General features: G+C 49.7%; 25 protein-coding genes, 1 tRNA gene and 1 rRNA gene. 11 read left to right on the forward strand and 16 right to left on the reverse strand.

The genetic code is table 11. The features are described from left to right. The first annotated feature begins 2 nt into the window (after nucleotides 1-2). The 3 genes from rrf (at nucleotide 3) to B5P39_RS18215 (ending at nucleotide 943) form a co-directional block, all read left to right on the forward strand. A 5S ribosomal RNA gene (rrf, locus tag B5P39_RS18205) occupies nucleotides 3-118 on the forward strand. Nucleotides 119-148: 30 nt separating this feature from the next. Next, nucleotides 149-225 (forward strand) — tRNA-Asp (locus B5P39_RS18210). Nucleotides 226-430: 205 nt separating this feature from the next. Next, nucleotides 431-943 carry a DUF1993 domain-containing protein gene (locus B5P39_RS18215; protein WP_039977473.1) on the forward strand — a complete coding sequence of 171 codons (513 nt, stop codon included), beginning with the start codon at nucleotides 431-433 and terminating at the stop codon, nucleotides 941-943. 38 nt (nucleotides 944-981) lie between these two features. On the opposite strand, the gene B5P39_RS18220 is transcribed toward B5P39_RS18215, so the two are convergent. Genes B5P39_RS18220 through B5P39_RS18245 form a run of 6 tightly spaced genes read right to left on the reverse strand, consistent with a single transcriptional unit; the run spans nucleotide 982 to nucleotide 4896 of the window. Beyond that, nucleotides 982-2298 carry a sensor histidine kinase gene (locus B5P39_RS18220; protein ID WP_088212535.1) on the reverse strand — a complete coding sequence of 439 codons (1317 nt, stop codon included), beginning with the start codon at nucleotides 2296-2298 and terminating at the stop codon, nucleotides 982-984. A 2-nt stretch (nucleotides 2299-2300) separates the two neighbouring features. Continuing rightward, complete coding sequence (locus B5P39_RS18225; protein WP_088212536.1) at nucleotides 2301-2963, reverse strand: winged helix-turn-helix domain-containing protein; 663 nt, start codon at nucleotides 2961-2963, stop codon at nucleotides 2301-2303. Continuing rightward, entirely contained in the window at nucleotides 2963-3229 is a 267-nt protein-coding gene (locus B5P39_RS18230; protein ID WP_011621049.1) for a PepSY domain-containing protein, read from the reverse strand. The genes B5P39_RS18225 and B5P39_RS18230 overlap by 1 nt, the downstream gene beginning before the upstream one ends. Next, entirely contained in the window at nucleotides 3222-3785 is a 564-nt protein-coding gene (locus B5P39_RS18235) for a diheme cytochrome c (RefSeq protein ID WP_088212537.1), read from the reverse strand. The genes B5P39_RS18230 and B5P39_RS18235 overlap by 8 nt, the downstream gene beginning before the upstream one ends. A gap of 47 nt (nucleotides 3786-3832) precedes the next feature. Further along, nucleotides 3833-4267, reverse strand: coding sequence for a DUF1924 domain-containing protein (locus B5P39_RS18240; RefSeq protein ID WP_088212538.1), 435 nt, complete (start codon nucleotides 4265-4267; stop codon nucleotides 3833-3835). 32 nt (nucleotides 4268-4299) lie between these two features. Next, nucleotides 4300-4896, reverse strand: coding sequence for a cytochrome b/b6 domain-containing protein (locus B5P39_RS18245; protein WP_088212539.1), 597 nt, complete (start codon nucleotides 4894-4896; stop codon nucleotides 4300-4302). A 206-nt stretch (nucleotides 4897-5102) separates the two neighbouring features. On the opposite strand from B5P39_RS18245, the gene B5P39_RS18250 reads away from it, so the two are divergent. Together B5P39_RS18250 and B5P39_RS18255 are read left to right on the forward strand one after the other, a co-directional pair. Continuing rightward, nucleotides 5103-5525 carry a ribosomal maturation YjgA family protein gene (locus tag B5P39_RS18250; protein WP_088212540.1) on the forward strand — a complete coding sequence of 141 codons (423 nt, stop codon included), beginning with the start codon at nucleotides 5103-5105 and terminating at the stop codon, nucleotides 5523-5525. A 28-nt stretch (nucleotides 5526-5553) separates the two neighbouring features. Further along, the gene (locus tag B5P39_RS18255) at nucleotides 5554-6042 is read left to right on the forward strand and encodes a hypothetical protein (protein WP_088212541.1); all 489 of its coding nucleotides are present in this window, start codon (nucleotides 5554-5556) and stop codon (nucleotides 6040-6042) included. Here the strand turns inward: B5P39_RS18255 and B5P39_RS18260 are convergent. Beyond that, on the reverse strand, nucleotides 6039-6956 hold the full coding sequence (locus tag B5P39_RS18260) for a LysR family transcriptional regulator (protein ID WP_088212542.1): 918 nt from the start codon (nucleotides 6954-6956) through the stop codon (nucleotides 6039-6041). The genes B5P39_RS18255 and B5P39_RS18260 overlap by 4 nt on opposite strands. Nucleotides 6957-7093: 137 nt before the next feature. Between B5P39_RS18260 and B5P39_RS18265 the strand changes: the two genes are divergently transcribed. Continuing rightward, nucleotides 7094-7855: an SDR family NAD(P)-dependent oxidoreductase gene (locus tag B5P39_RS18265; RefSeq protein ID WP_088212543.1), complete on the forward strand. Its 762-nt coding sequence runs from the start codon at nucleotides 7094-7096 to the stop codon at nucleotides 7853-7855. 69 nt (nucleotides 7856-7924) lie between these two features. Here the strand turns inward: B5P39_RS18265 and exaC are convergent, their stop codons facing one another. After that, a complete protein-coding gene (gene exaC, locus B5P39_RS18270) occupies nucleotides 7925-9445 on the reverse strand; it encodes an acetaldehyde dehydrogenase ExaC (RefSeq protein ID WP_088212544.1) in 1521 nt (506 codons plus the stop codon). 368 nt (nucleotides 9446-9813) lie between these two features. On the opposite strand from exaC, the gene B5P39_RS18275 reads away from it, so the two are divergent. Next, on the forward strand, nucleotides 9814-11673 hold the full coding sequence (locus tag B5P39_RS18275) for a sigma-54-dependent Fis family transcriptional regulator (RefSeq protein WP_088212545.1): 1860 nt from the start codon (nucleotides 9814-9816) through the stop codon (nucleotides 11671-11673). Between the two features lie 58 nt (nucleotides 11674-11731). On the opposite strand, the gene B5P39_RS18280 is transcribed toward B5P39_RS18275, so the two are convergent. Together B5P39_RS18280 and B5P39_RS18285 are read right to left on the reverse strand one after the other, a co-directional pair. Then, nucleotides 11732-13081, reverse strand: coding sequence for an ATP-binding protein (locus B5P39_RS18280; RefSeq protein ID WP_088212546.1), 1350 nt, complete (start codon nucleotides 13079-13081; stop codon nucleotides 11732-11734). A gap of 14 nt (nucleotides 13082-13095) precedes the next feature. Beyond that, a complete protein-coding gene (locus B5P39_RS18285; protein WP_011621060.1) occupies nucleotides 13096-13782 on the reverse strand; it encodes a response regulator in 687 nt (228 codons plus the stop codon). Between the two features lie 305 nt (nucleotides 13783-14087). Here B5P39_RS18285 and B5P39_RS18290 point away from each other — a divergent pair, with 305 nt between their 5' ends. The 4 genes from B5P39_RS18290 (at nucleotide 14088) to B5P39_RS18305 (ending at nucleotide 16719) form a co-directional block, all read left to right on the forward strand. Next, nucleotides 14088-14576, forward strand: coding sequence for a Spy/CpxP family protein refolding chaperone (locus B5P39_RS18290; RefSeq protein ID WP_176400000.1), 489 nt, complete (start codon nucleotides 14088-14090; stop codon nucleotides 14574-14576). A gap of 50 nt (nucleotides 14577-14626) precedes the next feature. Beyond that, entirely contained in the window at nucleotides 14627-15526 is a 900-nt protein-coding gene (fieF, locus tag B5P39_RS18295) for a cation efflux pump FieF (RefSeq protein ID WP_011715494.1), read from the forward strand. Nucleotides 15527-15564: 38 nt separating this feature from the next. Then, nucleotides 15565-15975, forward strand: a complete 411-nt coding sequence (locus tag B5P39_RS18300) for a hypothetical protein (RefSeq protein WP_088212548.1) — start codon at nucleotides 15565-15567, stop codon at nucleotides 15973-15975. 186 nt (nucleotides 15976-16161) lie between these two features. Next, complete coding sequence (locus B5P39_RS18305; RefSeq protein WP_088212549.1) at nucleotides 16162-16719, forward strand: porin family protein; 558 nt, start codon at nucleotides 16162-16164, stop codon at nucleotides 16717-16719. A 68-nt stretch (nucleotides 16720-16787) separates the two neighbouring features. Here the strand turns inward: B5P39_RS18305 and glnG are convergent, their stop codons facing one another. The 6 genes from glnG to ppnP all read right to left on the reverse strand — a co-directional run bounded on the left by glnG (nucleotide 16788) and on the right by ppnP (nucleotide 22547). After that, the gene (glnG, locus tag B5P39_RS18310) at nucleotides 16788-18203 is read right to left on the reverse strand and encodes a nitrogen regulation protein NR(I) (RefSeq protein WP_088212550.1); all 1416 of its coding nucleotides are present in this window, start codon (nucleotides 18201-18203) and stop codon (nucleotides 16788-16790) included. A 37-nt stretch (nucleotides 18204-18240) separates the two neighbouring features. Next, nucleotides 18241-19287, reverse strand: coding sequence for a nitrogen regulation protein NR(II) (gene glnL / locus B5P39_RS18315; protein WP_088212551.1), 1047 nt, complete (start codon nucleotides 19285-19287; stop codon nucleotides 18241-18243). Between the two features lie 121 nt (nucleotides 19288-19408). Beyond that, on the reverse strand, nucleotides 19409-19942 hold the full coding sequence (locus tag B5P39_RS18320; RefSeq protein WP_088212552.1) for a DUF4124 domain-containing protein: 534 nt from the start codon (nucleotides 19940-19942) through the stop codon (nucleotides 19409-19411). A gap of 274 nt (nucleotides 19943-20216) precedes the next feature. Beyond that, nucleotides 20217-21374, reverse strand: a complete 1158-nt coding sequence (locus B5P39_RS18325; protein WP_088212553.1) for an iron-containing alcohol dehydrogenase — start codon at nucleotides 21372-21374, stop codon at nucleotides 20217-20219. Between the two features lie 149 nt (nucleotides 21375-21523). Beyond that, nucleotides 21524-22120 carry a TetR/AcrR family transcriptional regulator gene (locus B5P39_RS18330; protein WP_088212554.1) on the reverse strand — a complete coding sequence of 199 codons (597 nt, stop codon included), beginning with the start codon at nucleotides 22118-22120 and terminating at the stop codon, nucleotides 21524-21526. Between the two features lie 115 nt (nucleotides 22121-22235). Next, nucleotides 22236-22547: a pyrimidine/purine nucleoside phosphorylase gene (ppnP, locus tag B5P39_RS18335; RefSeq protein WP_011715502.1), complete on the reverse strand. Its 312-nt coding sequence runs from the start codon at nucleotides 22545-22547 to the stop codon at nucleotides 22236-22238. Nucleotides 22548-22730 lie beyond the last annotated feature (183 nt).

The following is a 22730-nucleotide window of genomic DNA, read 5'->3' on the forward strand; positions in this document are numbered from 1 at the left end:
TGCTTGGTGACAATAGCATTGTGGTCCCACCTGATCCCATCCCGAACTCAGAAGTGAAACGCAATCGCGCCGATGGTAGTGTGGGGTCTCCCCATGTGAGAGTAGGTCATCGCCAAGCGCCTAATTTGGTCAATGACCAGACAGAGTTGGAGCGGTAGTTCAGTTGGTTAGAATACCGGCCTGTCACGCCGGGGGTCGCGGGTTCGAGTCCCGTCCGCTCCGCCAACACAAAGAGATAAGCCTCATCGAAAGATGAGGCTTTTTTCGTTTTATCTGTACCACTTTTTAGCCGCTCCAATCTTTCTTCGTCTACCAGCCCTCAGGCTAACGCAAAATAAATCTTTATTTTCTGCTGTTGAAATCATGTTATTTGCCCCAAGATAATCCGAAGTGCTGCAATCTGGTGGCGTTTATCACAGGAGTTTATGTCATGCTTTATGATTTAACGGCTGTTCAATTTAGCAAGATGCTAAAAAATTTGAGTCTTATTCTGGAAAAGGGTGAGGTTTTTGCCAACTTGAAGAAGGTGGATATGGCGGTATTATTGAATTCCCGCTTAGCACCCGATCAATTTAATCTAATCCGTCAGATCCAGATTGCCTGTGATACCGCTAAGATTGGGGTCGCACGTCTGACGGGTAATTTAGAAACTGTGCCTAAGCATGATGATACTGAAACGACGCTACCTGAGCTGCAAGCGCGTATTGCTTCTGTTATCGAGTACTTAGCTCAATTTACTGAGGCAGATTTTGCCGATGCGGCGACTATCCATGTTTCTCAACCGCGTTGGGAAGGTAAGTATTTGACGGGGTATGAGTTTGCGATTGAGCATGCCATCCCAAACTTATATTTCCATGTGACGACGGCCTATGCGATTCTGCGCCACAACGGTGTGGATGTGGGTAAGAAAGATTATCTTGGCCCTATGCCTTACAAGTCGTAATGCCCATCGCACAGCAGAGTGTTTGCTTTGCTGTGCGCTTAATGCGGCTGAGGCAATATCACGCTAACCTTTAGCCCGCCAAGTGTTGAATGCGTAAAGCTAAGTTCCCCCTGATAACTCTCGACAATATCTTTGCAAATCGACAGGCCTAAGCCATGGCCTTGAATGCTCTCATCGAGCCGAATCCCACGCTCCGTAATCACCTCTAAATCGCTATCCGATACACCTTCGCCATCGTCGCTGACCTCTATTTGATACGCTTGATTGCTGGTATTCGTCTGCTTAATACGAAGTTGTATGTGTTGATGCGCATGCTTACAGGCATTGTCGAGTAGATTTCCAAGCAGTTCCAGCAAGTCGTCCCGATCGAAGGGCATTACGAGTGTTTTATCAAACTGACAACGGATTTGACGTTCTGGATAGATGCGTTGCATCACTTGGATAAGTGGCGGTAGGTCGTCATTGAGCACGGTGAAACGCCCAGGGGTTGAAAGCCCGACGATTTTAGTGCGTTTAAGCTCTCGCTCAATGATATGGTGCAGATCTGCGAGCACCTTACTGCCTTCGCGTCTTTGATCAGGCGCAAGACTCTCGAGGTAGGATTGTAGCCCTTGCAGAGGGCGTTTCATTTCGTGGGCAAGATTACCCAAGGCATTGCGTGAACGTTGTACCCTTTGTCCTAGTTGATTTATGAGGCGTTCGATTTCCTCAATCAATGGGCTAATTTCTGTTGGCGTGTGCTGGGTATCGATTTCTTGCCCCTGGAGTCGCAGTTGCCTGATCGCATCTGGCATTTGCTCTAGCGGTTTAAAGCCCCGCTTGAGCAACAGATGCTGCGCAAATAGTAGGATCATAATGGTCAGCAGTACCACTACCGCCGCAAAGCCTAGAAAGCGTAATTGGGTTTGCTCGAGCGAGCTTATGTCTTCCGTTACCCACAGGGTAATGGTTTGCCCATTCTTGACTATGGTCTGGCTGAACATCAGCCAGTGTTCCTGTCCCACGTATTGAGTGGCTTGTTGTTGCTCGCCAATTTTAAGATTGGGGAGTGAAACTACATGATCAAAAAGAGAGCGTGAACGTAATAACTGTTCACCGATGTTAATCGCAAAGTAGTGGCCCGAATTGACCCTGTGATAGACATTGGGGAGCCTGTCTGTACTTAGCGACCAAGTGCCATCGGCTTGTGGTTCGAGGGCGGAGATCAGACTATCGGCATCGTGTTGTAGGCGCGAGGCGACAAAGTCTTGGGTTAAGATTTGAATGCCTTGAAATAGCAAATACAACAATAGCGCCATGGCGCAGGTGAGGGTGATAAGCAGATTGCGGGTGAGATAGGCTTTGAGTGAATACACGCTTAGGCATCCTTGAGTCGATAACCTTGGCCGCGTCGCGTTTCGATATAGTCTTTGCCTAGGCGTTGGCGGAGTCGGTTGACGTACACTTCAATCACATTGCTGTCTTTGATTTGTTCCTCTTCGTAGATGCGCTCGCTCAACTCGGATTTAGAAACTATCTTAGTCGGGTTGGCCATTAAATAATGCAGCAGGCGATACTCAATCTTAGTCAGCTCGATAACGTCCCCTTCGGCATTGGTCACCGCTTGTTTATCCACATCGAGAGAGACGCCCGCATGTTGCAGCAGATTATCGGCGCGGCCAAAGTGGCGGCGGATCAGCGCTTCTAATCTGGCGAGCAGCTCCTCAACATGGAAAGGTTTACCGAGATAATCATCGGCGCCAGCCTTTAGGCCATCGACGCGTTCGTGCCAAGCATCGCGAGCCGTAAGGATTAACACAGGCACCAGCAGGCCCTTTTGGCGCCATTGGCTCAGTAGGCTTAAGCCCGGCTTACCGGGCAAGCCTAAATCGAGGATCACCGCTTCGAAGGTTTCTTCCTCACCAAGAAAAGCGCCATCGATACCGTTATTGGCATGTTCAACGGTATAGCCCGCCTTGTTAAGGGCGGGGATGAGGCGAGCCACTAAGTTGGCATCATCTTCAATCAAGAGTAAGCGCATCAGTCGACCTTTTCCTTAAGCCATTCACCCGTTTTGGCATCGATCTTAATCTCATAGACCACGCCATCGTCGCGCAGGATTTCGAGTTCATAGATGATGCGCCCGTGTTTTTGCTCGACCTCGAGGTCGAGCAAGCGCCCCTTAAGGCGCGACTCATAGCGTTGCATTATGGTGTCGAAGGGTAATACTTTACCCTCCTTCACCCATTCGACCACTTTGTTGGAGAGGTCTTCATCATGGGCTAGACAGCTTGGGCTGTTAATCATCCCAGCGACCAAAGCCAGGAATATTAACGGTATCTTCATCGAATATGCCCTTCTCTGCGAGGTTATGGCAATTGCTGCATTGACTGAATGAGCCGACTTTGGGGTTATCTTGCACCATGCGTCTTGGGATCTCATCGTGCTTACGGATAAAAAATGCCTGCTCGGTAATTTTTTGCGGCCCCATTCCGGCAATCAAAGGTTTGCTATTTTTCATCACCTTACCATTTTGCGCAGCATGTTGAACGAGATATTGCTCAATTCTAGCCGCTGCTTCAGGCGCCATGCTGGCATCATCACCAAAGTGGTTGCTTAGGTTGCTGGTGATTGCCTGCCATTTTTCGGCGGGCAGTAAATTTGCGGGATACGCCATATGGCAGCTACCGCATTCTGCCGAGTATTCTGCATTTTGTGGGATAGCTTGATTCAGCTCTCGACCATCGTCGGCATAACCTGTACCGGTAAAGGTCAAGCTGAGCCCTACGACGCCTATCGCAAGGGCGAGGACGGTGAGTGTTGAACCTACAATCCAGCTTAGGGGATGGGCTTGTTTAGTCATGATATTTCCTTAGGTTTTACTGATTAAAATGGATGTGAATAACGCCGTTATTGCAAACTCAGCCACAGCAGTACGTCGCCTTTTTCTTGAGGCGTGCACTCGCGTTTAAAGGTCCAGTTACAGTTACGGGTAAACCATTTCTCAATCTTGGCCGCATCGGTTAAACGGTTACTGGTAAGCGACGGCGCCATGGCCTCGATGGGCTTTCGGGTGTTTTGATGCATGCCTGAGTCTGTCACTTTGGCGGTGTGGCAGCAGGCACAGCTGCGGTCTTCACTCTGCTGTAGCCACAGTGCTTGTCCTGCTGCGGCGCTAAAGGGGCCTGCACCTTGTGCCTGATATTGTTGCAGTTGTAAGCCGATTCGCTCGGCGCTGAGTGGCAAGCTGGCGACCTTAGTATTGGCGGCGCTAGCATTAAAACTGCTGAGCAGTACCACAGTGAGTGCCAGTCCCATCAGGCTTTTATTCTGGTTGTTGTTCATCTCTGACTCCTTTGAACGGTCAATTTCGACGGTTATTGATGTTCATCTTGTTGGATCAACGGGCGCTGCTTTTTACCTGTTAGCATGGCTTTGACGAGGTTTTCCTTATGCAGCAGGCTGCTGGCGATCACGCCGCCGACATGGGTGACGATAAGAAACAGGCTTAAGTTGGCAAAAAACTCATGCACTTCCTTCAGTGCGCCCTCGGGCCAAGAGGCGAAAAAGCTTGTGGCCAGTGGACCTTGGCCATCTGTGGCATAAAGCGCCATGCCGGAGAAGCCCGTGAACCCTATGTTGAGGATCAGGGCGACTATCATCAGTGCGCCAGCGGGATTGTGGCCGATGTAATCCTTCGCCTTGCCCGTGAACAGTTCCTTCAAGTAAGCCCATGCGATGCTCGGACGGGTGACAAAGTTGATAAAACGCGCATGGTGAGTGCCAATCACACCCCATAACAGGCGAAATACCAGTAGGGTTAAGATGCTGTAGCCAGCGTAACTGTGGATGTTCATCCATTCGTCTTCACCTTCGGTGAGGTAGGCTAAGGTAAAAAAGCCCACCAATGACCAGTGAAAGATACGGATCAAGGGATCCCAGACTTTGATGTTTTGCTGCATATTTGAGGACATGATCTGTTGCTCCTAAGGTGGTGTGCTTGCAGGCTACTAAAGCCAAACTTAAACGGCGCTTAAATTTTGCGGAGTGAACTTGCCCGATGTTCTGATGAGCTAACTGGGTAAATAAGTGAAAAATCCATCGAACTAATCTTGTTAAGCTATTGGTATTCAGCTAGATTTTGCCGCTTCATCTTCGAGAGGTAAGGGATTAACCGTTTATGCCTGTCCATCTTTTTAGCCGTCGGCCCGATCGAAAATCATTTTTAATTTATGCGGTGTTGCTGTTTATCATCGAAGTGTTGATCGCGCGTTTTGCGCCTTCGGGGTTTATTCGCGGTTTTGTCGGTGACGTGTTAGTGGTGATCCTGTTGTTTTGCATGGCGCGCACACTAGTGCCCGTGGTGAATGCAAAAGGGGAGTCAATCAATCGGTTTTGGCACACGCCATGGTTGGCGCTGGCTGTGCTGCTGTTTGCCTTCGCTATCGAATTTGGCCAGTATTGGGGCTTAGTGGACAAGCTGGGGCTGGGCGGCAATCGCTTGGCGCGAATCGTGATTGGTAGCCATTTCGACCCACTCGACTTGCTGGCGTATTTTGTGGGATACCTGATATTGATGGGCTTGTATTGGAAGCGAAATTAGCGATTTCAAGGCACAGGGAGGATACAGCATGCAGCCGATAACAGCCTTTACACTGCGAGTGTCCGATACCGAGGCGCTCACTCAGCCTTTGTATTTCAATCAGCAAGCTACTGGGGCCAAGATTGCGGGAAGGCAGCTTGAGGCGCAGTACTGCTGCTCGTTGCCCAATGGCACCCAAGGCTATTTACTGCTGACCTCCTACGATTGTCCCTTTGAAGAATCGACCGAGTGCAGCCTGCTCGATGCAAATTTTAAATTAGTGGCGAGTCGCTCCCTCTCGCAGAGTTATCATTCATTTTTACTCTATGCCCATTGGCCTGTTGCGGATAATGGCCTGCGGCTGCATTACTACGATCAGTTAGTTTGGGATTTGCATATTCTGCCAAGTCGTATTGGTAGGTTTGGCGGGCTGCGCCTCGAATTTAACCCAATAGCCAACCCTGAGTGTGATCCCCGCACTGCAAGCTCGATGGCGGAACTGTCGCAGCGGTTAGCGAATATTGAGACTGGCCGTTAACGCGATACTAAAAAAGGCGTTAGCAGCTCGGTTAACCAAGCCATAAATACCTGAAGGCGTTTAGAAAGGTGGCGTCTATGGGGATAGAGCAGGCTCACCGGCATTGAGGGCGCAGGGTAATCTGGCAGGATCTCAATCAGTTCTCCAGTTTGGAGATATTTTGCCACCCCAATATTCGGCGCTTGAATAATCCCTAATCCCGCAAGACAGGCCGCGCTGTAGGCATCGGCATTATTGACTGTGATTAGCTTAGGTAAGGCGAGGGCGCATAGTTCGTGATTATCTTGGCTCAGATACTCAAATCCTGAATCACTGCCGCCTAACTGGCCAACGTAGTGGATAAGCTTATGCCCTTGGCTAAGCTCTTCTATATTCGAGGGTCTGCCATATTTTACGATGTAGCTTGGGCTAACGCAGTTAAGCATCTTAAAGTAGCCAATCTTTTTGGCGATAACGCCTTCTTGCTGCACGCTACCAACGCGGATCACGCAGTCAAAACCTTCGGCAACGATATCGACTTTACGGTCGGTGCTGCTTAGCTCCAACTCAATTTGGGGATATTGCTCAATAAACTCAGGAAGATGGGGAAGCACTAAGTTTCGCGCAATCCCTGTGGACATATCGACTCTTAAGCGCCCCGAAATTTGCGTCGCCTGTAGCTGGAAAAGGCTTTCTAACTCTTGATAGTCGGTGAGCAAGTTTTTGCAGCGCTCATAACAACTTATACCATCTTGAGTGAGGCGCACCGTGCGGGTGGTACGTTGTAGTAAGCGTGCACCTAGTGCGGTTTCGAACTGAGCTACGACATTCGATACATGGGTTTTCGACAGACCTAGGCTGATACTGGCTTGAGTAAAACTCTCTAATTCAGCCACCCGCATAAAAATTTGCATGGCTTGTAGTCTATCTTGCATCGCAATTGTTCTCTAATGGCTAACAGTCTTGCCATTTATAGTGTGTTTATCCCTCTTTGTGCAAGTAATAAGCTGTGTGCAGTGGGATCGCCATGCTGTGCGGCGGCATTAACATAGATGAATGAAGAGGATACACAATGAACACAACTCCCATCGCGCTGATCACTGGTGCAAGCCGTGGCTTAGGTAAAAATGCGGCCCTGACCTTAGCCGCACAAGGTGTTGATATTATTCTAACCTACCAAAGCAATGCTGCTGCCGCCGCCGAGGTGGTCGCGGAAATTGAATGGCACGGGCGCAAGGCTGTCGCTTTACCGTTAGATGTGGGTGATAGCCAATCCTTTAACGATTTTTCGCTACGCGTAAAAACCGCACTCGAACAGACTTGGCAGCGGGATAGTTTTAACTATCTAGTTAATAATGCTGGGATTGGTATCCATGTGCCTATGGCAGAAACCAGCGTGGAGCAGTTCGATACTCTGATGAATATCCATGTCAAAGGCCCCTTCTTTTTAACTCAGGCGTTGCTGCCTCTACTTGCCGATAACGGCAGTATTATCAATGTCTCTACGGGGTTAACGCGCTTTGCAATCCCGGGGTTTGGCGCCTACGCCACCATGAAAGGCGCGGTCGAAACCATGACCAAATACTGGGCTAAGGAGTTAGGGCCACGGGGCATTCGCGTTAATGTGCTGGCTCCCGGTGCAATTGAAACGGACTTTGGTGGTGGTGCGGTGCGGGATAACCGACAGATGAATGAGTTTTTAGCGCAGCAAACGGCTTTGGGGCGGGTGGGATTACCCGAGGATATTGGCGGCGCAATCAGTGTCTTGTTGTCACCCGCCGCGGCATGGATAAACGCCCAACGTATCGAGGCTTCTGGCGGTATGTTCTTATAGTTCAATGCGATAAAAACAAAGAAAGGGCCAATGGCCCTTTCTTGTTATCAAGGCAAAGTTTCCGTTTGGTTAGAAGAACCCGAGCGGATTGATATCGTAGCTCACCAATAGGTTTTTGGTGTTTTGATAGTGATTGAGCATCATCTTGTGGGTTTCACGGCCGATGCCCGACTTTTTATAACCGCCAAAGGCCGCATGAGCAGGATAGGCGTGGTAGCAGTTAATCCAAACGCGACCCGCTTGAATGCCTCGACCTAGACGCTGGGCACGGTTCATGTCCCGCGTCCACACACCCGCACCAAGGCCGTATTCGGTATCGTTGGCGATTGCCAAGGCTTCGGCTTCATCCTTGAAGGTGGTCACCGAAATTACCGGACCGAAGATTTCCTCTTGGAAAATCCTCATCTTATTATGGCCTTTCATGATCGTTGGGCTGATGTAATAGCCTTTGCTTTGATCGCCTTCGAGTTGGCAGAGCGAGCCTCCTAAAAGCACCTGCGCGCCTTCATCTTTACCAATCGCGAGATAGCTTAAGATCTTATCGAACTGTTCTTGGGAGGCCTGTGCGCCCACTTGGGTGGCGGTATCCAGCGGGTTGCCCTGCTTGATGGTTTGCGCACGGGCGAGCACTTTTTCGATAAAGCGATCGTAAATCGACTCTTGGATTAATACCCTTGATGGACAAGTACAGACTTCACCTTGGTTGAAGAAGGCCAGTAACATGCCTTCGACGGCCTTATCTAAATACTCGTCTTCGTGGTCCATCACATCGGCGAAATACAGGTTAGGCGATTTACCGCCGAGTTCGACTGTCGATGGGATCAGCGATTCAGCGGCACATTTTAAGATGTGGTAACCCACTTCGGTGGAACCAGTAAAGGCCAGTTTAGCGATACGTTTGCTGGTGGCGAGAGCTTGGCCCGCTTCGGCGCCAAAACCGTTGACGACGTTAAGGATGCCGGGCGGCAGCAGATCTTCGATCAGTTCGAGCAGCACAAGGATAGATACGGGCGTTTGCTCGGCGGGTTTGAGTACTACGCAGTTACCTGCAGCGAGTGCAGGGGCGATTTTCCACGCAGCCATCAACAGCGGGAAGTTCCACGGAATAATTTGCCCGACGACACCTAAAGGCTCGGGGAAGTGGTAGCTGACGGTGTTGCCATCGATATCGGCGGCGCTACCTTCCTGTGCTCGAATACAGCCGGCGAAGTAACGGAAATGGTCGACAAACAGAGGCAAGTCGGCGTTGAGGGTTTCGCGTACCGCTTTGCCGTTTTCCCAAGTTTCGGCAACGGCTAAGTATTCGAGATTTTGCTCAACGCGATCGGCGATACGCAGTAGTAAATTCGCACGCTCGGTGACCGAGGTTTTTCCCCAAGCATCCTTAGCGGCGTGGGCAGCATCGAGCGCCAGTTCAATATCGCGGTAGTCGGAGCGGGGAATTTTACAGAAGTTTTGACCATTGACGGGGGAGCGATTATCGAAGTATTCGCCGTTGACTGGGGCGACCCATTTACCACCGATAAAGTTGGCGTATTTTTCCTTAAAGTTAACGATGGCACCAGCGGTTCCGGGTTGAGCATAAATCATAGTGTTTTCCTTCTGTGGCTGCCGAATACGCTAAATGTGCAGCGTCTCAGCAAAGGGTCTTGTTGAAATAGGTTTTAGCACTGTTGTTATTTTTATCCTTTGCCAATCGAGTTGACTGACAAAGCTATTGATTAAGTTGATGTTCTCTTACGCAACACTTGAGTGCTGCGTATAAACAGACATCGCAAGGACAGTGCCAAACTGGCAGGAGTTGTACACTTGTTGAGCTAACAGTATGATGAAAAGCTAATTTTGCAGATCCAAAATAATAGGGCTCTCACGGAAGGAAAGGTGCCCTGTGGTCATTTTGTCATCCAACGACACACCGTGAGTGTGCCGAAATGGAACAGCGCTCGGGGAGCTTGGCTATGACAGTAAAACCGCATTTTCCAACCACGCAGGCATGGTTAACCGATTCATGGCAGCGCAGCTTAGGTGCTGGCTTATCAGAGTTTCATGCTGGTGAGGATCTCAGGCTCACGCGCGCGGAGCTCAAACATAAACATGAACAATATCAGCAGCTCATCGAATTAGTACAATCCCATGCCTTGCCGCTGTTTAATCAACTGATGGCGCACTCTAATAGTCGATTATTGCTCTCCGATGCCGATGGTTATGTGCTGAAACATTGGGGCGTGAGCCGCTATTCCAGCAAGCTGGCGGATGTGGCGCTCGATATTGGGGTCAACTGGCTCGAAAAGTATAAGGGCACCAATGCAATAGGCACGGCGCTCACGGCCAAGCAGGCGGTGTCAGTGGTCGGCGAGCAGCATTTTATCCGCCAAAACCGCTTTATGAGTTGCACCGCTTGCCCGATTTTTTCACCCCAAGGCGAGATGCTCGGAGTGCTCGATATTACCAGTGAGCAGCAACGGCATTCGCAGCAAACCTTGATGCTAGTGTCGAGTCTGGCGCAGCAGGTCGAAACGGCACTGCTGTGTCATCTGCCCGATAGTCATTATCGAATCGATTTCGCGGCGCAGCCGAGTCTATTAAATTCCGGTTGGCAAGGCATAGTTATCGCTAGCAGTGACGGGCGGATTGTGGGTTGTAATCCCATGGCTAAACAATTGCTGAGCCAAGCCAAGCTGGGGGACAGTTTAGATCAACACCTCGGCGACAATTGGGCGCGAGCGGGTGGCTTTCACCGCGACTCGGCGCTGCATGTGCAGACGCAAGCATTGGCACTGACGCAGACGAAAAGTACCAGAACCCTTCAAGATAAACCCTTGAACCAATTGGGTGTCAGGTTTCGTGACCCGTTACTTGAGCGTGCCTGGCAGCAGGCGAACAAGGTGATCACTAAGCAAATTCCTTTACTTGTGCTTGGCGAAACGGGTGTCGGCAAAGAGCAATTTGTGAAAAAGCTTCACGCCCAGAGTACCCGCCGCGCACAGCCTATAGTTGCAGTAAACTGCGCCGCCTTGCCCGCAGAGCTGGTTGAGTCTGAGTTATTTGGTTATCAGGCGGGGGCCTTTACTGGCGCCAATCGAACTGGTTTTATCGGTAAGATCCGTCAGGCACACGGCGGCTTTTTGTTCCTCGATGAAATTGGCGAGATGCCACTGGCGGCGCAGAGCCGTTTACTTCGGGTGTTGCAGGAGCGTGAGGTGGTCCCTGTCGGCAGTAATCAAAGTTTTAAGGTCGATATTCAGATCATCGCCGCGACCCATATGGATTTAGAGTCGCTGGTGGCGCAGGGGCTGTTCCGTCAGGATTTGTTTTATCGCCTGAATGGATTGCAGGTGCGGCTGCCTGCGCTGCGTGAGCGGCAGGATATTGAGCGCATCATCCATAAGTTGCACCGCCGTCACCGCAGTAGCGCGCAAACCTTGTGTACTGAGCTGTTGGCGCAACTGATGCGCTACGATTGGCCCGGCAACCTAAGGGAGCTGGATAACCTAATGCAGGTGGCCTGTTTGATGGCCGAAGGTGAGGCTGTACTCGAGATAAATCATCTCCCCGATTACCTTGCTCAAAAGTTAATGAACCTGGCGTGTGAGCCGTACACCTTAACTGAGGTTGTCGAAGCAGAAACAACGGCGCATTCGCTCGAACTGTCCGAGTCTAGCTCCGCCACCATAGACTCGCTCCACGGAACCATAAATCTGAACGTGTTGCAGGCTTATCGTGCCTGTGAGGGCAATGTGAGCCAATGTGCTAAGCGTTTGGGTATTAGTCGTAATGCCTTGTATCGCAAGTTAAAACAGCTAGGGATTAAGGATTAACGGCAGTTGACTGTTGATGCTATAAGCCCCGCAAACTGAGTTCGCGGGCCTTACGTTTTTAGGTTGGCAAACTGATATTGACTTCGAGGCCATGGGGCTGGCGATTCTCGGCTCTGATTTTACCTTTATGGGCGCTAATAGCGGCTTCGGTAATGGCGAGTCCTAAGCCCCAGCCACCGCTTTCCCGCTGCCTTGCCGAATCGGGGCGATAGAAGGGTTTGAAAATCGCCTCAAGCTCCGCAGGATCAATCCCCGGACCATCGTCTTTAATGGTGATCTGTACTTGGCCGTTGGCTTGGCTCGCGCGCAGATGAATATCGCTCTGGGCATAACGAATCGCGTTGCGAAGCAGGTTTTCTATCGCCCGGGACAGGGATTTCGGATAATGGCTAAGCTCGATAGCTTCATCGATATCGATAGTGATTTTTTTGCCCTGTTGATCGGCCTCAAATTCGGCGTCATCTAGCACTTGGCTGAGGGATTCGGCCAATCCGAGGCGCACCTTAGTCTCATTGGTGCTGAGTTTGACCCGCGACAACTCCAAGAGCTCTGCGATCAATTTCTCTAGTTGCTCTGCCTCGTAGGCGATACGGTCGGTTTCCGTAGTCTGTTGGCCTTTTTTGCGGGCCAGTGCCAGTGACAATTGTAGGCGAGTTAGTGGGGTGCGCAGTTCGTGGGAAATATCCCCCATCAAACGTTGCTGATTCTTCACCATGGCTTCAATCGAGTCCGCCATGCTATTAAAGGCGGTGGCGAGCTGACCGATTTCATCGTTACGTTGAGTGGTCGCCTTATCGACGCGGTTACTGAGATCACCTTCGGCGAGGGCATCGGCACTTTTCTTGAGCGAGTTTAATGGTTTACCTAAATGCCACGCGAGAATGGCGCACAGTAATCCCGAGAGCACTATGGCTAGGCTTAGGGTGAGTAGCTTATTTTCGATAAAGAAGAAGAACCAGGGACGAGGGTGAATATCCGGCAAGCGACCGTAGAGATAGTAGGTTTCACCCTGAAGGGTAAATTGGTGTGGGCCGAAGACCAATTCATCTTTAAATTGATGACTAATCGGTTGTTTTTCCTCGTCGGTCATTAGCATAAAGCTGCGTACGCCGCGGCTTACTCGACTGGTATTAATCACTTGGCCTTGGCTGTTGGCCAGATAAAGCCTAAGGGGTTTGCCTTCCATATCGCCACGTCTTTCCCAGCGGCGCAGAAAATCGGACGTGACTAGCTCGGGATTGTCTTGAATACGCTGCGCTATGCTTGCCAGCACTTTTTGCAGATGCGGCGGAATTGGGGCGCGGTCATGATTTTGCTGTAGTAAGGGTAGCAGGCCGACTAAGGCGATAATCAGCGAGCTACAGATCCAAAATCCTAGGAGTAATTTGATAAATAAGCGATTAGGCACAGTTGTTCCCGCCGTTATGGTAGCCAGATATAGCCTTTGCCACGGATAGTTTTCACCCTAGGTCTGCCATCGCTACGCTCGGGGAGTTTTTTGCGTAGATTCGAGAGGTGCATATCTAGGCTGCGGTCGAAGGGCATGAGTTTTTTGCCGAGCACTATCTCGTTAAGCTCTTCTTTATTCATCAATTCACCCGCATGCAGCGCCAGCGTGTGCAGCAGGGTAAACTCGGTTCCCGTTAGGATAATCAGCTGCTCATTGCAGTAGGCTTCTTGGCGTGAGGGATCTAAGCGCAAATCACCAAACTCCTGCGCTGGGGTGGCGTGGATCTCTTGGGCGGTTAAGTGTGAGCGGCGAATGATGGCGCGAATCCGAGCGATAAGCTCCCTGTCATTGAAGGGCTTAGGTAAATAGTCATCGGCACCGATCTCAAGGCCTACCACACGGTCAATCTCATCGCCTCTGGCGGTGAGCATTAACACAGGTGTTTGCTTGTGTTGGCGCAGGGCGCGTAGCACTTCAAAACCGTTTAATTTAGGCAGCATCACGTCGAGTAAGATCAGATCGTAATCACCCGCGAGGGCCAGTTCTAGGCCTTGCTTGCCATCGTAGGCCAGCGTGAGCTTAAACCCTTCGAGCTCGAGTAATTGTCCGAGGAGTTCTGATAAACCAAGGTCATCATCGATTAATAATATCCGACTCATAGTGTTCCTTAATCTGGGTGAACTGGTGCGAAAGACTCAAAGCGATGTGCTAAACCACAGACGGCTTGAGTATTTTGCCTGAGTATACCTCTTTTGATGTCAATTGCTGTGTAGCAATGTAAGCCAAAGTAAAGAATAGGGAATTTGTTAGTTATTGTCGCAACTTTACACTGATTTACTCAGGTCACGCCCTCACTTACATATGACGCTTTAGACTGTAATCGTCGAAAGTGATTCGGCTTTTAAAAGGGTCGTCACTGTATCTTGTCTTTACAACATAACGTTGAACTATTGAGGTTAACATGATGAAAACATTATCTCCTTTTAAAGCAGGCCTATTTGCCATCCTAGCAAGCTCCGCGGTATTCGCGACGACAGTTAATGCCGAGCCAGGCCAAGGTTGTGACCATCCTCGTGGTGAGTTCCACAAACACGGCGAGCGTATGGCCCATGATGGTATGCACAGAATGTTTGAGGGCTTGGATTTAACCGATGCACAGAAGGCCGACATTAAAAAGCTATTTGCTGAGCAACGCGCCGCACGTAGCGAAGATAAACCGAGCAAGGAGGAGCGTGTAGCGCATCGTGCTGAAATGCAGGCATTGATCACCTCCGCTACCTTCGATGAGGCGCAAGCTAAGGCGCTGATGAGTGCACAGCAGGAAAAACGTCAAGCCCAAGCGATTGAACGTATGAAGATGCAGAATCAAATCTACAATCTGCTGACACCGGAGCAGCAAGCTAAATTTAAAGCGCGATTTGAAGCACAAGCTGGTAAAGAACCTCGCGGTTAAGCTTGTAAGCTGATATACAATAGGGTCATAGCTTCCCGATATAGACCCCTATGACTCAGACTTCCCAATACGATTTTTGGGTCAAACTGGCTAGTCGCGCTTCCGTGGCTACCGCTTTGACCCTTATTCTTATCAAGCTGTTAGCTTGGTTATATTCTGGCTCGGCCAGTATGCTGGCGTCCTTAACGGACTCCTTCGCCGATGCGCTCGCCTCAATCATCAACTTTATCGCCATTCGTTATGCTATCGTTCCTGCCGACCATGACCACAGATACGGCCACGGTAAGGCCGAGCCGTTAGCGTCGCTGGCGCAATCGGCTTTTATTATGGGCTCGGCATTCCTGCTGCTGTTTTATGGTGGGGAGCGGTTACTCAATCCCGCTCCGGTCGAGCACGCAACTTTAGGTGTGGTGGTCTCAGTCGTCGCGATTGTGTTGACATTAGCATTAGTGATGTTGCAAAAGCGGGCGCTGGCGGCAACCAATAGTACGGTAGTCGAGGCCGATTCGTTGCACTATAAGTCGGATTTATTCCTTAATGGTGCCGTGTTGCTCGCACTCGTCTTGTCCCAATATGGCTGGTGGTGGGCCGATGGGCTTTTTGCTGTGCTTATCGCTTGCTATATCGGCCAACAGGCATTTGATCTAGGTTACCGCTCTATTCAAGCACTGCTCGACCGTGAGCTGGATGAGGACACTCGTCAACGGATTAAACAAATCGCTAAGGAAGACTCCCGAGTCCAAGGGCTGCATGATTTGCGCACACGCCAAGCGGGTAAGACTATCTTTATTCAATTCCATTTAGAGTTGGATGGCAATTTGAGTCTGAACGAAGCCCACAGTATTGCCGATACCACGGGACTGAGGGTGAAAGCCGCCTTTGAAGATGCCGAGGTGATTATTCACCAAGATCCTGTGCAGGTGGAACCTAGTGCTGCGGCCTCATCATAATAAGTTTGAATCGTTATTAAACAGCCAAAGGAATGGTTATGTCATGGACGCAGCAACAGGTTCACCCCTTAGCCGAACAGACTCGGCTCATCTGCCGTTATCATAGATTATCGACCCGCTTCGAGTTGATTGCCGAACATGCCCTCGCCGCGAGCGCGGGGCTAGGTTCAAAACTCCCTGAACCGCATTTAGTCAATCCTCCTACGGGCGTTTGGAGCGAGCTTATCCTGCGCCAACCTTTATATTATTGGCCGAGAACGATTCCATTTAATATTGCACAGCGGGACTACCGACTGCATATTTGGCCCTTGTTGATGTGGCGCAGCCGTGTGACCTGCGAGCAGTCGGGGAAGGTGGTGATTATTGAATGTCTCGATGAGCGAAAACGTCGTTCGATAATGCGTTGGTGTTATTTTGGCATAATGAATTTATTGCGTATAGTCAGTTAATACTTAGTATTTAATATTGAGTATGTTATTTAATACTTAAGTATATCAAGTTTGTTATTTTTTAATTTAAAGCTGAATACTTCCTGTATGAAACGTATTTAGTTTTTACAAAATGTCACTCTTATTATTTGTTTGTTGTAATATCCGCCGCGTTTACTACTCAAGTTAACTCATTAGGAAAATATAATGAAAAAACTATCTTTAGTTGCGGTATCTTTATTATCTGCATTAGTGGCCGGCCAAGCTTCAGCGGCAGCCGATACTACTGGTTTTTATGTGGGTGGCGCACTAAACCGCGTAGCTGTGGATGTTGTTGATGATTCAGATACTGGCACAGGTTTCGGTGTTTACGGTGGTTACAACTTCAACGAGTGGTTTGGTTTAGAAGCCAATTTATTTGCGACCGCCGATTTGGGCGACAGAGATACGGATGTCACCGCGGGCGCATTAACCTTCACGCCTAAGTTTACTTTGCAAATCAATGATATGTTCTCAGCTTATGCAAAAGTTGGTGTTGCATCTATGGCTATGAATTTTGACGGTTTTGGTTTCGATGAAGATTTCACCGGTTTTGGTTGGACATATGGCGTAGGTATTAATGCTGCCGTGACCGAACGTTTAAATGTGCGCTTTAGCTACGATGTCACCACAGGTGATTTAGATGCTGACCACAGCTATTTGAATATGAAAGATATCGACACCGATATGAAGCAACTGGCGATTGGCGTACATTACCAGTTCTAATGATTTAGAGTTAATCTAAATAATAAAAAAGGGATAGTGATATCCCTTTTTTGCTTTTTAATGGATGGTTAATCCATAGACAATTCTTTGAGTTTTCGCGTTAAGGTATTTCTTCCCCAACCTAAACGTTTTGCCGCTTCTTGTTTATGACCTTGGGTATGGCGTAATGCGGTTTCGAGCAAAATACGTTCAAAGGCCGGCTGAACCTCAGTTAATAAATCGCTATTTCCCTCAGACAGTTTTTGGTCAATCCACTCTGTGAGTGCCGATTGCCAATCTTGGCTGCCTTTTGCCATAGGATTAATGCTGGCGGGTTCTTTAAGTAGCTCTGGTGGTAAATCCTGGGGCAGGATTTCTTGCCCTGAGGCCATTACCGTGAGCCAGCGGCAGGTATTCTCGAGTTGTCTCACGTTCCCTGGCCATGGCAGTTGCGATAGCTTGGCGGCGGTCTCTTTGGTGAGGATTTTGGCCTCGACCCCAATCTCCTTAGCGGCGGAGGCTAAAAAGTGGGTCGCCAGTTGGGGAATGTCCTCACGGCGTTGTGACAGCGGCGGCAAGTGGACGCGGATAACATTGAGCCGATGGAATAGGTCTTCCCTAAAGCCGCCTTTGAGTACGAGTTGCTCCAGATCTTGGTGAGTAGCGGCAATAATCCGCACATCTACCTGAACGGCGCTATGGCCGCCGACGCGATAAAATTGCCCATCGGCGAGCACCCGCAGCAGGCGGGTTTGCACGTCCAGCGGCATATCGCCGATTTCATCTAAAAACAGGGTGCCGCCATTGGCTTGCTCGAAGCGTCCTTGGCGCACGTTGGCCGCGCCGGTAAAGGCGCCTTTTTCATGGCCGAAGAGCTCTGATTCGATTAGGTCTTTGGGAATTGCCGCCATATTCAAGGCGATAAAGGGCTTATCCTTACGTGGACTGTGTTTATGCAATGCGCCTGCAACCAGCTCTTTACCCGTACCCGATTGGCCGTTGATCAGCACGCTGATTGAGGAGCGTGATAACCGGCCGATGGCGCGAAATACCTCCTGCATGGCGGGCGCTTCACCTATGATTTCGGGCGTTTTGACTTGCGTCTCCTGCGCCGCTGGTGCTGGGCTTTGCTCGGTCGCATGGGTTAGGGCGCGCTCGACTAAGGATATCGCTTCATCAATATCGAATGGCTTGGGTAAATACTCAAATGCCCCTGCCTGATAGGCGCTGACCGCACTGTCTAAATCCGAATGCGCAGTCATGATGATGACGGGAATATGCGGGTAGTGGATTTGCAGTCTTTCTAACAGGGTTAAACCATCGGTGCCCGGCATACGAATATCTGAGACTATGACCCGTGGCTGGGAAATCTCTAATGCTTGCCAGAGTGATTCGGCCGCGGCAAAGCTGGCGGTGCTGAGTTTCGCGCCTTGGAGCGCCTTTTCGAGCACCCAACGTATCGAACTGTCATCGTCGAGGATCCACACTTGTTCACTCATTCGCATTTTGCTTCCTCATACGGTATGTGTTGGTTTGTCTTGATTATTTGGCGCTTAAAATCGGTAACGAAATGATAAATTCGGTATGCCCAGGGCTGGATACACAATCGATTCTGCCCGAGTGTAATCTGGCAATGTTATGGGCAATCGATAGGCCCAGCCCCGAACCTTGCTCACGACTAGTGACCATGGGATAAAACAGTGTGTCCATCAGCTCTGGTGGTATGCCTGGGCCATTGTCGATAATCGACAGGGTCAGTACGAGCTTGTGGCGCTGCGAACCGATAGTGACCTGATGTTGTGTGCGGGTGCGGAGCAGGATTTCGCCACCTGTATGCTCAAGGGCTTGCACCGCATTCTGCAAAATATTCAGCACAGCTTGTTGCATTTGGTCGGGATCCATCTCGATATCGGGGATCGAGGGATCATAGTCACGCTTAAGCTGAATATTGGCGGGCAGGGCCATTTCCACCAGTTTATAGACCTTTTGCACCACTTGATGAATGTTGTGCAGGCTATGTTGGGTCGGTCGCTGCGGGCCGAGCAATCTGTCCACAAGGCTGCGCAGGCGGTCGGCCTGCTCAATGATCAGATTGGTAAATTCCTTTTGTGCCGGATCGTCTAATTCCCGCGAGAGTAATTGTGCCGCGCCACGCAGGCCGCCCAGGGGATTTTTGATCTCATGGGCCAAATTTCGCACTAGGAATTGCGCCGCCTGTTGCTGGGCATCTTGGCTGAGTTGCTGGTGGATCCGGCGTTGTTGGTCGACCTGTCTAAGCTCAAGCAGGCTTAACTGCGCTTCATCTTCGAGCGGGATCAGCGTCAGATCGACGGTATGATGTTGGGCATCTAAGGTCACTAAGGTGGCGGTGTTGACCGTAAGGCCTTGGCCGGCTTTCACCGCATCGCTCAGGATCTGCGCTTCGACGCCAAGTGCTTGATAATGCTCCGGCAGGGCTTGCTCGACTAACCTATGGCTACCGACACCTAACAGTTGCTCTGCGGCGGCGTTGGCATAACAAGGCTTAAGATCCTTATCGATGACAAGTACCGCGGTGACTAAATGATTAAGCAGAGTCTCTTTATCCATCTACCATTCCTGAAAATAGGGTTGCACCATTATGTTGCACCGATTTGGTGCAGGCTGCAACTCGACTTCATCAAAGGGCTAGATTGAACAAAAACAACCTAATCAATTGTTATTAAACAGTTTAGTTTGATTTTGGTTGTTTTTTCGGGACTGGATTCATCGCCGCTTGATGAAGAAATATCTTTCGTGGAGAGCTAGATGCAAAGACTTTGCCGTTTTGAGTCATGGCATCGACAACAATGGTATGTTCACCTCGGTCGATGTTCTTAAGTTGGAAGATGCCGCCCACTTGAGGCTGACCGACCGTTTGACCGTCGAGTTTGAGTGCCATCAGATACTGGCTTTTGATCTCTGGGGTGACAGTGGCGGTGACTTGAAAGTCTCCGTTATTGTCTCTCACGGTTTCCTCTTCCGTAGGGGAAGTGATGACGACTTGATACTGGATTTGTTGGATCACTTGCGAGTCATCCGCATCATTTTTTACGGGGGGGAGTGCAATTTGATTGAGCGTTTTCTCTTTTAACTCAACAACCTCGGCATTGGGATGTGGTTCATCTGAATAATGGACTTTTCCATCCTTATCGACCCATTTGTACACTGTTGCCTGGGCGAACAGGCTGAGCAGCAATAAGCTGATGAGGGTGAATGCACGCATGCGAAAGTCCTTATGCCTTGGAGATGAAGTTCTACAAGATTAGTCGTTTTTTCACCAAAAATCATGGTGTTTATTCAGCTCGCTTGAGGTTTAGCGTGGGAATAAACGCGGGTTTGTTTTTATGCCTTTAAATCTTCGGCGAGCGTGGTTCTGGCGGCAAATGTTTTGTATGGGAAAGGTGAGAGCGGCTTTGATGTTGAGGCGCAGGGGAGTTTGCCTCTTTTAGGGGAGAGTCAACGCACCACTATGGTGCGTTGACGGCGGCAACCAAAGCTTAGAGCGCTAGGGTTAAAATATCGCGGCTCATGACAGGATCGATATTGCCATGTTCGCCTAGGGCAACCATGCCATGCTGCTCAAGCTGATTGACGACAGCATCGACGGCTTCTTTACCTAAATCGTAGGCAGATAAATGGGTTGCAATGCCCATAGCTTCGAAGAAGGCTTGGGTTTTCGCAATGGCGGCCTCGATACGTTCGTCTTCAGAGCCGGTGTTGATATGCCACACTCTGTCTGCAAACTGTAGCAGCTTTTCACGCTTAGCGGCTTTAGTGCAGCGCAATAATGCTGGTAATACAATGGCTAAGGTGCGGGCATGGTCAATATCATACAAGGCTGTGAGTTCATGGCCGATCATATGTGTTGCCCAGTCGTGGGGTACACCGGTCGCAATCGTGCCATTGAGTGCCATAGTCGCGACCCACATCAAGTTAGCGCGAATATCGTAATCTTCGGGCTGTGTGAGTGCCTGTGGCCCTAGTTCAATCAAAATTTGCAGTAAGCCTTCGGCGAATCTGTCCTGCACAGCTGCATTGACCGGGTAGGTGAGGTACTGCTCCGTGATATGCACAAAGGCATCGACCACGCCGTTCGCCACTTGTCTTTCTGGCAGGGTGAAGGTCTTAGTAGGGTCGAGGATTGAGAATTGCGGATAAACCAAGTCGTTACGGAATGGCAGTTTAGCTTTCAACGATTTACGGGTCACCACGCTGGCGTTGTTCATCTCTGAACCCGTCGCAGGCAAGGTTAATACCGAGCCAAATGGCATGGCTTGAGTCACATTCGCGCCCCAGCTGGTGAGGATATCCCAAGGCTCGCCTTCAAATACCGCTGCCGTAGCAACAAACTTAGTTCCATCGATCACAGAACCACCACCGACTGCGAGTAAAAAGTCGATGTTTAATTCACGAACTTGGTCGACAGCCTGCATCAGGGTTTCGTAGGTTGGGTTAGGCTCGATTCCCTCAAACTCGACCACGAAACGGTTTCCAAGCGCTTGTTTTACTTCGGCTAATGTGCCAGTTCGTCTGGCGCTGCTGCCGCCAAATAACACCATGACTCTGGCATCGCGAGGCACTAAGGTGTCGATTTCAGCTATGGTGTTTTTACCAAAGTGGATTCGGGTTGGGTTGTAGTAGGCGAAATTGAACATACTGCTATGTGTCCTATGGTTGGAAAATGATTTTAGTAGACCAGTCGTCTAGATTGGTTGGCTACTAAATGATAAATCAAGCCGATGAAGCGATATTTCATTGTTCATTAACGGGTTGCTGATGCATTGGTGTGCCAGTGTTGCTGGCATTAACCCATGGTTTTGGTCTTTAAAATAGATTCGGTCATTGCAAGGGCGCGCGCTAAAGCGGCATGGCTGTGGCCGAGTTTATTCATCAAACTGGCGCCGAGCCACATGTGGTACAGCAGCTCTGCCGTTGCTTGGGCATCCTGTTCACAGATGGATTTATCGGTAATCCCCACCTGAATGCACTGAGTTAGGCGCTCGATGATGCCAGCCGAGCCTTTTAAAAGCACAAGGCGCATGGCCTCAGACAGATCGGCCACCTCTGCACTTAACTTAACGACAAGGCATTTTTGATCGACACAACCGTCCTGCTGCACGTGCAACCATTTTTGCCAGTACTGCATTTGGCGCTCAAAGCCTGAGAGTTGAGTCTCGTTGAACAGGCAATCGAGTTCTGCTTGGTATTGCTCAAAATACCCCGCTAGCAAGGCCTCACCGAATTGCTCTTTGGATTTAAAGTAGTGATAAAACGAGCCTTTAGGTACTTGGGCTGCCTTGAGTAATTGGGCTAAGCCTAGGCACGAAAAGCCTTGTTTGAGGATCAGTGAGTATCCAACGTCGAGAATATGCTGACGCGTCGATTGGGGTTCTGTTTTCATGGGGGAGGAGCATAAAGTATATTAGACCAGTCGTCTAGTGTTCTAATTTACATCAATAGTGGAGAGTAACTGATAGAGGAATGCCTAAGCTGGTTAAGCATTCCTCGGTAAGGGGTTACAGGTAACTGCAGCAATACTCGGCTATTGCATTGTTACGGATTTTGAAACTGACATTGGCTGCAAGTTCGAATTGGCTGCCTTCGCTAAAGGTTTGCCAGGTTGTGCTATTGGGCAGTAATACCTCGAAACTGCCACTGGTAACCTGCATGATTTCACCCTGAGAGGTGGAAAACTCATATTCTCCAGGGAGAACCACACCTAAGGTCTTTTTGCTGCCATCGCTGAAGAATACGCTGCGGCTGGCAACTTTACCCTCAAAGTAAATATTGGCTTTTTTCGCGACTGAGACTTGCTCGATTAACTCCATTTTACGCTCCCAAAGTGTGTGATTTGAATTTGTATTCAATTCAATGTGATTTTTATGCTGTCGTCAATGTGAAAATTTTCATCGTTAATTTCATAAACCAGTTATCGGCTCTGCTTCATCGAGCAGTACACGTTTTGGGATGGTTTGCATAAAAGCGTCTGAGTAAGGTTAATGTCTACTCTA

This window comes from Shewanella sp. Shew256 (genome assembly GCF_002196695.1).
In the GTDB taxonomy this organism is placed as follows: Bacteria; Pseudomonadota; Gammaproteobacteria; order Enterobacterales; family Shewanellaceae; genus Shewanella; species Shewanella mangrovisoli.

Coding starts and splice junctions, on each gene's coding strand:
- B5P39_RS18215 (WP_039977473.1), top strand. CDS start 431: ATGCTTTATGATTTAACGGCTGTTCAATTTAGCAAGATGCTAAAAAAT.
- B5P39_RS18225 (WP_088212536.1), bottom strand. CDS start 2,963: ATGCGCTTACTCTTGATTGAAGATGATGCCAACTTAGTGGCTCGCCTC.
- B5P39_RS18230 (WP_011621049.1), bottom strand. CDS start 3,229: ATGATTAACAGCCCAAGCTGTCTAGCCCATGATGAAGACCTCTCCAAC.
- B5P39_RS18235 (WP_088212537.1), bottom strand. CDS start 3,785: ATGACTAAACAAGCCCATCCCCTAAGCTGGATTGTAGGTTCAACACTC.
- B5P39_RS18240 (WP_088212538.1), bottom strand. CDS start 4,267: ATGAACAACAACCAGAATAAAAGCCTGATGGGACTGGCACTCACTGTG.
- B5P39_RS18245 (WP_088212539.1), bottom strand. CDS start 4,896: ATGTCCTCAAATATGCAGCAAAACATCAAAGTCTGGGATCCCTTGATC.
- B5P39_RS18250 (WP_088212540.1), top strand. CDS start 5,103: ATGCCTGTCCATCTTTTTAGCCGTCGGCCCGATCGAAAATCATTTTTA.
- B5P39_RS18255 (WP_088212541.1), top strand. CDS start 5,554: ATGCAGCCGATAACAGCCTTTACACTGCGAGTGTCCGATACCGAGGCG.
- B5P39_RS18260 (WP_088212542.1), bottom strand. CDS start 6,956: ATGCAAGATAGACTACAAGCCATGCAAATTTTTATGCGGGTGGCTGAA.
- B5P39_RS18265 (WP_088212543.1), top strand. CDS start 7,094: ATGAACACAACTCCCATCGCGCTGATCACTGGTGCAAGCCGTGGCTTA.
- exaC (WP_088212544.1), bottom strand. CDS start 9,445: ATGATTTATGCTCAACCCGGAACCGCTGGTGCCATCGTTAACTTTAAG.
- B5P39_RS18275 (WP_088212545.1), top strand. CDS start 9,814: ATGACAGTAAAACCGCATTTTCCAACCACGCAGGCATGGTTAACCGAT.
- B5P39_RS18285 (WP_011621060.1), bottom strand. CDS start 13,782: ATGAGTCGGATATTATTAATCGATGATGACCTTGGTTTATCAGAACTC.
- B5P39_RS18290 (WP_176400000.1), top strand. CDS start 14,088: ATGAAAACATTATCTCCTTTTAAAGCAGGCCTATTTGCCATCCTAGCA.
- fieF (WP_011715494.1), top strand. CDS start 14,627: ATGACTCAGACTTCCCAATACGATTTTTGGGTCAAACTGGCTAGTCGC.
- B5P39_RS18300 (WP_088212548.1), top strand. CDS start 15,565: ATGTCATGGACGCAGCAACAGGTTCACCCCTTAGCCGAACAGACTCGG.
- B5P39_RS18305 (WP_088212549.1), top strand. CDS start 16,162: ATGAAAAAACTATCTTTAGTTGCGGTATCTTTATTATCTGCATTAGTG.
- glnG (WP_088212550.1), bottom strand. CDS start 18,203: ATGCGAATGAGTGAACAAGTGTGGATCCTCGACGATGACAGTTCGATA.
- glnL (WP_088212551.1), bottom strand. CDS start 19,287: ATGGATAAAGAGACTCTGCTTAATCATTTAGTCACCGCGGTACTTGTC.
- B5P39_RS18320 (WP_088212552.1), bottom strand. CDS start 19,942: ATGCGTGCATTCACCCTCATCAGCTTATTGCTGCTCAGCCTGTTCGCC.
- B5P39_RS18325 (WP_088212553.1), bottom strand. CDS start 21,374: ATGTTCAATTTCGCCTACTACAACCCAACCCGAATCCACTTTGGTAAA.
- B5P39_RS18330 (WP_088212554.1), bottom strand. CDS start 22,120: ATGAAAACAGAACCCCAATCGACGCGTCAGCATATTCTCGACGTTGGA.
- ppnP (WP_011715502.1), bottom strand. CDS start 22,547: ATGGAGTTAATCGAGCAAGTCTCAGTCGCGAAAAAAGCCAATATTTAC.